Genomic DNA, 6,486 nt, shown 5'->3' with positions numbered 1-6,486 from the left:
TCTAAAAAAGTTAAACACAGAGGTACTGGAACAAGAACTAATCCTCCTGTGTTTGTTGTTTCAAGCACTGCATAGCCTTAACTGAACCGTATTGCCTGATAATCAAACCCTTGAAGTCGTTTATCTTCATACAATTTAACTTGAATGATCAAAAGCTGGTTGCCATTTTGGCAAGTTTTTAAATATTTCTATTTGCTCATATCTAACTTTTTAAAAGCAATTAAACCGCTATATAACAAGATTCCCGATTTCTTAGAGAAAGTCGGGAATCTGAGCTAAGCTAATTGGCAAAAAGTGTTAATTTAACGGGATTTTACTTTACAGTAGTATTAATACTGACGTAAAATAGCAGACAATGAACTATTTTTACGAAGATCCATCAAGTCTGCTAAAGGTTCTGTGCGCTTATCCAGGTGGTGCTTGTGTTCTGCGGGTAAAACAGTTACTAGATGCTTTGTTTTAGGTTGCATCTGCATAACGGGCATTAGTTGTGGCTGTGGCACAAAAATCGGTTGACTCTTGGGAAGTTGTGGTGCCAATTTTTGGTGATGCTTCTGTGCCACGCGTACCTGATGGCGATTAACCTGTTTTTGAGGTTTTTGCAGTTGTTTTGTGCGGTTAAGGACTCGGAAAATCAGCAAGGAACCACCACCACAGCCAAGGGCGATCGCCGCAATCATCCATAGAGGTGTAGGATTGCTATTCTCAGAGGGCAGATTAATTGGTTCTTCAACTATAACTGGGATTTTTTCTGGTTCTTCTTGTGGCACGGGACCAGCAGTACCTAAACTATATAAAGCAAAGGCACCACCTCCCATAAACATGGCTAAACACCCGGTTAACAATAGCCAAGGATGATGTGCAACCAGATATATCAGAACATTCGAGCTGTTTTTTAGTCTCGATTTCCTATTTGTCAGCTCTGGAGTAGCCCTTTTTAATTGGGTTCGTTCGCGCTGTACACTCTGACTTTTTTCCATGATTATTTTCAGATTTGTACCCCTCTAGTGAATAAATTGTACTTGAGGAGTCAAGCATCAGGTATCCGTAACAAAGTTCAGATTTAAGTAACTTTTTTGTAAAACAGATGCTACAAAATTTGGCTAACTTTTGCCAAAGTTCTGTATTTATGATGACTTTTTGCCGTAATAATCCAAAATCAGTTCGCTTATTTCTTCTCTTTGCTAGGAGAATGCCTTTCAAGAGCAAGTTCAATTAACCGATGGACTAATTCTGGAAAGGAAACTCCACTATGGGCCCAGAGTTGGGGATACATACTTGTCGCAGTAAAGCCTGGTAAGGTATTGATTTCGTTAATTAAAACTTCTTGTGTAGCTTCTACATAGAAAAAATCTACCCTTGCTAAACCCGCAGCATCAACTGCTGCAAAGGCTTGCAAAGCCATATCCTGGATTTGACGAGCGATCGCATCTGGAAGTTTTGCCGGTATCAGTAAATCTGCTAATCCTTCAGTATATTTAGTTTCATAGTCGTAAAAATCACTGTCATATATAATCTCTCCAATGACAGAGGCTTGGGGTTGATCGTTACCTAAAACGGCACACTCGACTTCTCTAGCGACGACACCAGCTTCTACAACCAGCCTTCGGTCATAACTGGCAGCACTATCTAAAGCGGCTTCTAATTCTGGGCGCGATCGCACTTTGGCAATACCCACCGATGAACCTAAATTAGCAGGCTTGACAAAAGCAGGATAACCTAATGTTGCCTCAATTTCATCACACAGTTTCGGAAATACGCAGGGATTAGACCAAACCTGCGCTCTAGTTACCGCCTTGTATTTTACCTGTGCTAGTCCTGCTTGCTCAAAAGCCATTTTCATGGCAATTTTATCCATTCCCATTGCTGAACCTAACACCCCAGAACCGACAAAGGGAACTTGCATCAAAGTGAGTAATCCTTGAATTGTCCCATCTTCACCGTTAGGGCCGTGGAGAATGGGAAACCAAACGTCTACTTGGGAAACTTGAGAGGGAGATTGCCAATTGCTCAGGGTTTGGGCTTGAGGGTTGGATATGAGATTTCCCTCAGAAGTTGATTCTGCCGATTCCAGCAGTGGAGTGCCGGTTGCTAAAACCTTTTGGGGTGCTTCTCCCGCCAGCCAGCGGCCATCTTTTTGGATGTAAAAAGGCAGTATTTCGTACTTACTAGCATTTTCCTCTGCACTTAAAGCTTTAGCGATCGCCCGTGCTGAGTTGATCGAAACTTCATGTTCTCCCGAACGACCGCCAAACAGTAACCCTACCCGCAGCTTAGTCATTTTCGGCTCCTTCACACTCCTCAAGCAGATAGCGTATCACAACCTACAAAAGTTGCCATATTTTTCTATATTATTTTATTGCTTCCGATCTCCTGCCGACGCTCACGGACTTGCTACCGTTGCGCTATCATCGCCCCCTGCCCCAATACAGTTCAGTTAAGCTTTTTTCTCTCCCCCTGCCTCCCCTGCTCCCCCTGCCTGGCCTAACAGATAATTTCCTTAACCCAAACGTATTGCCCCCTGCCTTCAATTGAAACAATCGTGTTGTCAGCTACAGTTATATTCCAGGAAAGTGGGCAAGATTATTAATAACTAACTAGAAATGCAGCCCTACCTGTAAAAGATGCTGCCGTTTCATGAAACCTCGAATTATTGTTTGTGGCTTAGGACGTACCGGATATAAAACCTTTCGTCTGCTGAGACACCAGGGAGCCTTCGTTGTTGGCATTCATCACCAATCTATCCCTGGCGAAACAGCAGGAGATGTGATTGTTGGAGATTTACAAGCAGCTTCTACCTTGACAGCAGCAGGAATTCAACAGGCACACACTTTAGTCATCGCTGGATCTAAAGATGCTCTGAATTTGTCTATTATGATGCAAGCGCGGGTGCTGAATCCTCAAATTCGGATTATCAACCGTTTTTATAATACAAATTTAGCGGAGCGCCTAGATCAAAGTTTGCCAGACCACTTGAGTATGAGTGTTGTCGGATTAGCAGCACCCATATTCACATTTGCAGCACTGGGAAACAGAGCGATCGGACAAATCAAATTATTTGAGCAGACTTGGCCAATTCACGAGGAATACATCGATCAAAACCACTTCTGGAAGGGTCGAAAGCTGAGTGAATTGTGGGAAGACCGATCGCGGATGCTAATTTATTACTTGCCAGTCAAAGGCGAGATGGATTTGGTATCAGCTGTGATTTCTGGCCAAGAGATCCAAGTAGGCGATCGCATAATTATTGGCACCCAACCCCGTATTCGTCCTCCTCGGAGATCATTGATTAGAAAACTGCTGAAAGTTATGACTAATCTTAGGCAGTTTCAGGAACACGGGCGATCGGTAGTCATGGGTGCTATTGCCCTATTAACAGTTATTGCGATCGCTACATTCACCTATATGTCGGCTGAGTTGAGTTTGTCTCCTGTCGATGCTCTATATTTTTCTGTAGGCATGATTACTGGAGCAGGTGGTAATGACAAAGTAGTAGAAAATGCTCCTAAAAGTATTAAATTATTTACCGTTGTAATGATGCTGGTTGGAGCAGTAGTGATTGGTATTTGGTATGCCATGCTCACCGATTTTGTCTTAGGAAGCCGCTTTAAACAATTTTGGGATGCAGCCCGAATTCCCCAGCGATATCACTACATTGTCTGTGGCTTGAGTGGTATTGGCGTGAGAATTGTCCAGCAACTCCACGCCAGTGGACATGAAGTTGTAGTAGTTGAACCCGACTCCAACAACAAATATGTCAATACCGCCCGCGAACTAGGTATCCCCGTCATTCAGGGCGATGCCAGCTTCCGCACAATACTCAAAGCCAGCAATATAGACTCTGCCGCCGCAGTGATTACTGTTACTAGCAATGATGCTACCAATCTGGAAATTGCCCTCAAAGCCAAAGGTTTAACACCCAGCATTCCGGTGATTGTTCATTATGCCGATCCTGATTTTGCTAGCGTAGCACAACAGCTATTTGGCTTCGAGACTGTACTGAGTCCGGCTGAACTGGCAGCCCCAGCTTTTGCCGCTGCTGCATTAGGGGGACGCATCCTCGGCAATGGCATCACAGCAGATAGTCTTTGGGTAGCTTTTGCGATTGTAATTACAGGTTCACACGTCTTTTGCGGTCAGTGGGTGAAAGATGTAGCAATGTCTACTGATTGCGTACCTTTATATGTAGAAAAAAATAACCAAACCCTTCATGGCTGGGATTTATTAGAAAACAATCTCAGTGAAGGTGATGTTTTATATATGACTATGCCAGCGACAAGGCTATATCAATTGTGGCAGGACGAGCAAGTTTGCGAATCACACGCTTAAATAATTCGTAATTCGTAATTCGTAATTCGTAATTAATACACTACTTCCCACTCGCCACTGCCATTTATTTATTAACTATTCGTTGTTGATATTCTTGCTCAGTAATCATATCGAGAGTATTCTCTAGGCGATCAACAAATACAATACCGTCGATATGGTCATATTCGTGTTGAAAAATACGAGCGATAAAATCGGTTAATTCTTGCTTTTGTAAATTGCCTTGAGAGTCAGTGTACTCTACTTCAATAGTTTGATATCGAGGAACTAACCCTCTAATTCCTGGAACACTTAAACAACCTTCCCAATCTTTGACAACTTCACTTGAATGAGCAATAATTTTGGGATTTATCATGGCAGTAGGTTCCATTTCCGGGGCGTTGGGATACCTGGCATTAGGACGGGAAGCCACAATAAACAAACGATAGGATTGTGCTACTTGAGGTGCAGCGATTCCCACACCGTTAGCTTTAGCAACAGTAGCAATTAAGTCTTCAATTAATTTTTGGATTTGCTCATCTTGAATATTTTCAACCCAAGCAGCTTTTTGGCGTAATGTTGGATTGCCTAATTGAATAATTGGCGTTAATTCACCCATGATAAAACTCCTTTAGGTAATGGGGAATGGGGAATGGAGAATGGGAATGAAGCATTGGGCACTTGTCTAAGCGTTGTCGTTGGCGCAGTCTCTGGTAGAGAAGTATTGGGCATTGGGAGAATTTTTATAACTTCTCTGCCTTCTGCCTTCTGCCTTCTGCCTTCTGCCTTCTACATCATCCTTCACGTCTCACGGGCAAAGGAGCAGGTTGGACTCCTACTTGGACAGTTTGCCCATTGCGTTCCACTTCCATTGGTAATTTAGTCCCAATTTTGCTCTTTTCTACTAGCTTTTGTACTTCTTCAATTTTAGTAACAGGCTGGCTGTTAATGCTTTTAATCACATCGCCAACTCGTAAACCAGCTACAGATGCAGGCGATCGCGGCACAATCTCAACCAGCAAAACGCCGTCATCTGCTGTAATATTTAAGCGATCGCCTGCAACATTTTTGATTCTTTCTTTATTTTCTGGTGTCAATGTCACCATCTGCACACCCAGATAAGGATGATCCACCTTGCCTTTAGCAATTAATTCTTGAGCAATCCTTTGCACAGTGTTAATGGGTATAGCAAATCCCAAACCTTGCGCGCCTCGGATAATCGCTGTATTCATCGCAATCACTTGACCACGAGCATTGAGCAATGGCCCACCAGAATTACCAGGGTTAATTGCAGCATCCGTTTGGATGTAATCAACCCGCTTGTCACTAGCACCGATATCGCTACTAGAACGCCCTGTAGCACTAATAATTCCAGAAGTGACGGTATTATTCAAGCCTAATGGATTACCAATGGCAATTACAGCCTCTCCTGGTTGTAAAACATCGGAGTTACCCACAGATAGAGTTGGCAGATTATTGGCATTAATTTTGATCGTTGCCACATCCGTTACTGGATCTTCACCCAAAACTTTCCCATCAAAAGTCCGACCATCTTTGAGTATAACAGTAACTCTATCAGCACCATCTACTACATGGGCATTGGTAACAATTTGACCTGAAGAATTAATAATAAATCCAGAGCCACTACCGCGTTCTACACGTTGTCTAGGCTGTGGGGTTCCCTCTCCAAAAAACCGCCGGAAAAATGGATCGTTGCTAAATTCATCTGGTACGCGAGAAGTGATTGTTCGGGAAGAATCAATGCGAACTACCGCAGGCCCCACCTGTTGCACTACTTTCACCACAAAATTAGGATCTCCAGACGAAGAAAAAATCGGCGGGGGGACTATTACCGGATTAGATTCTGTTGTTTTTTGGGCTTGAGTATCGCTTTGTTGAGTCTCAAAAGTCTTAGCAGGTAGAAGAGAGCAGCTCCCCAAGAACATCACTGCTACCCCGTATGAGAGCATCCACAACCTATTGGGTAAGCCCCTGGTTTCAATCTTTTTGGGTGCTGAGTGATGGTTTGTTATCTTCATCTGTCGTTGCTTCTCCGTGTCAGTCAGTGGGTGTTAGAATCTTGCCTACTGGGTATGTCCCAAAATGATTACAACTTAAAAGCTTATTTTAGGTCTAGCGTGTCTCAATGCTAAATTAGTGCTTTCTCTTCTATTGTGACGA

The 6,486-nt window shown here is 43.2% G+C and carries 5 protein-coding genes; 1 reads left to right on the top strand and 4 read right to left on the bottom strand.

What is annotated here, in order from left to right; all coding sequences use genetic code 11:
• Positions 1-329: 329 nt before the first annotated feature.
• A complete protein-coding gene (locus tag V7K79_RS21005; protein ID WP_335050033.1) occupies positions 330-980 on the bottom strand; it encodes a hypothetical protein in 651 nt (216 codons plus the stop codon).
• 188 nt (positions 981-1,168) lie between these two features.
• Complete coding sequence (locus tag V7K79_RS21000) at positions 1,169-2,281, bottom strand: D-alanine--D-alanine ligase family protein (protein ID WP_335050031.1); 1,113 nt, start codon at positions 2,279-2,281, stop codon at positions 1,169-1,171.
• A gap of 356 nt (positions 2,282-2,637) precedes the next feature.
• Here V7K79_RS21000 and V7K79_RS20995 point away from each other — a divergent pair, with 356 nt between their 5' ends.
• Positions 2,638-4,329, top strand: a complete 1,692-nt coding sequence (locus V7K79_RS20995) for an NAD-binding protein (protein ID WP_335050029.1) — start codon at positions 2,638-2,640, stop codon at positions 4,327-4,329.
• Between the two features lie 64 nt (positions 4,330-4,393).
• On the opposite strand, the gene def is transcribed toward V7K79_RS20995, so the two are convergent.
• Both def and V7K79_RS20985 read right to left on the bottom strand, forming a co-directional pair.
• On the bottom strand, positions 4,394-4,924 hold the full coding sequence (def, locus tag V7K79_RS20990; protein ID WP_335050027.1) for a peptide deformylase: 531 nt from the start codon (positions 4,922-4,924) through the stop codon (positions 4,394-4,396).
• A 175-nt stretch (positions 4,925-5,099) separates the two neighbouring features.
• On the bottom strand, positions 5,100-6,344 hold the full coding sequence (locus V7K79_RS20985) for an HhoA/HhoB/HtrA family serine endopeptidase (RefSeq protein WP_335050025.1): 1,245 nt from the start codon (positions 6,342-6,344) through the stop codon (positions 5,100-5,102).
• Between the last annotated feature and the right edge of the window lie 142 nt (positions 6,345-6,486).

The sequence above is a fragment of the Nostoc sp. genome, from assembly GCF_036917575.1.
Taxonomy (GTDB): Bacteria; Cyanobacteriota; Cyanobacteriia; order Cyanobacteriales; family Nostocaceae; genus Nostoc.
Note: the sequence above shows the minus strand (reverse complement) of the source record. Positions and strands in the feature narration are given on the sequence as shown.